The organism is Lentzea flava (genome assembly GCF_014648475.1).
Lineage (GTDB): Bacteria > Actinomycetota > Actinomycetes > Mycobacteriales > Pseudonocardiaceae > Lentzea > Lentzea flava.
In genome coordinates, this window is the sequence record NZ_BMRE01000140.1 from 1 (window position 1) to 1528 (window position 1528).

Sequence of the window (1528 nt, forward strand, 5' to 3'; positions counted from 1 at the left end):
TTCGTCGCGAGGTTGGGCGGAATCTGTGCACTAGATCTGGGTCATAAGGTGGCCCGGTGGCCTACGTCCGGACCGTGAAGACCGCCTCGGGGGCGCGTGCGGTCCAGATCGTGCACTCCTCGCGCAAGGGCTCGCGGGACATCGAACACATCGGGTCAGCTCACGATGATGTCGAGCTGGAGCTGCTCAAGGCGGCGGCCCGGCAGCGGCTGGCGGTCGGCCAGGGTGAGCTCGACCTCGGGCTGGACGCGCCGCCGGAGGTGGGCGGGCCGTTACCGATCACTGCCTCGCGGATGGGGCACCTGTGGGACGCCCTGAGCAGCGTCTACGACACGCTGGGGTTCGCCGACGCGGCCGATGGCGACGACGTGTTCCGGCAGCTGGTGCTGGCGCGGATCATCGAGCCGACCAGCAAGCTGGACTCGCTGCGGGTGCTTGAGGAGGTCGGCATCGCTTCGGTGTCCTACCGGACCCTCAAGCGGCGCCTGCCTGGGTACGCCAAGGACGAGTGGCGGGAGCGGCTGGCGGCGTTGTGCGCCTACCATGTCGGTCTCGGACCGGCGACGTTGCTGCTCTACGACGTGACGACCCTGTACTTCGAGACCGACACCGGGGACGGGTTTCGCGAGTCCGGGTTCTCCAAGGAACGCAGGCTGGAGCCCCAGATCACCGTCGGGTTGCTCACCGACGCCGCGGGGTTCCCGTTGATGGTCAACGCGTTCGAGGGCAACACGGCCGGGACCACCACCATGCTGCCCACGATCAAGGCGTTCATGGCCGCCCACCGCCTGACAGATGTGGTCGTCGTCGCCGACGCCGGAATGATCTCCGAGAAGAACATGTAAGGACATCGAGGCAGCAGGCCTATCGTTCATCCCCGGCATGTGCATCCCCGAGGTTCCCTGCGTGGTCGATGAATGGCGCCGCACGCATCCGGGCGAGCCGGTCCCGGACGGGCAGGTGTTCGTCCAGCCCTGGCCGGCCGGGCCGACGGACGAACGCAAGGACCAGGTGCGGTGCTACCAGTACAAACACGACCGAGCCCGGCGCACGCTCAAGGGCATCGATGAGCAGGTCCGCAAGGCCGAGCAGGCCGTCGCCGGCAAGACCGCGGTCAAACGGAACAGGTTCGTCAAGCTCACCGACGCCACCAAGACCGTCAACCGCGAGCTGGAGGCCAAGGCCCGCGGGCTAGCCGGGATCAAGGGCTACGTCACCAACATCGCCGACCCCCGCCCGAGCAGATCATCGGCGCTTACCACCGGCTGTTCCAGATCGAGAAGAGCTTCCGGATGGCCAAATCCGACCTGGCCGCCCGCCCGATCTACCACCGCACCCAGGACTCGATCGAGGCGCATCTGACCATCGTGTTCGCCGCCCTGGCGGTCTCCCGCTGGATCGAGGACACCACCGACTGGTCCATCAAGAAGTTCGTCAAGACCATCCGCCGCTACCGCACTGTCCAGATCAAGGCCGGCGACCACGTCATCACCGCGGCCGACCCGCTACCCGACGACGTCCAGCAGAT

At 67.1% G+C, this 1528-nt stretch carries 1 protein-coding gene and 1 pseudogene; both read left to right on the forward strand.

Annotation, left to right across the window (positions count from 1 at the left end):
* Nucleotides 1-56 precede the first annotated feature (56 nt).
* Nucleotides 57-845: an IS1634 family transposase gene (locus tag IEZ09_RS47305; RefSeq protein WP_229813572.1), complete on the forward strand. Its 789-nt coding sequence runs from the start codon at nt 57-59 to the stop codon at nt 843-845.
* 348 nt (nt 846-1193) lie between these two features.
* Nucleotides 1194-1528: pseudogene (locus IEZ09_RS47310) on the forward strand (hypothetical protein); the annotation flags it as partial.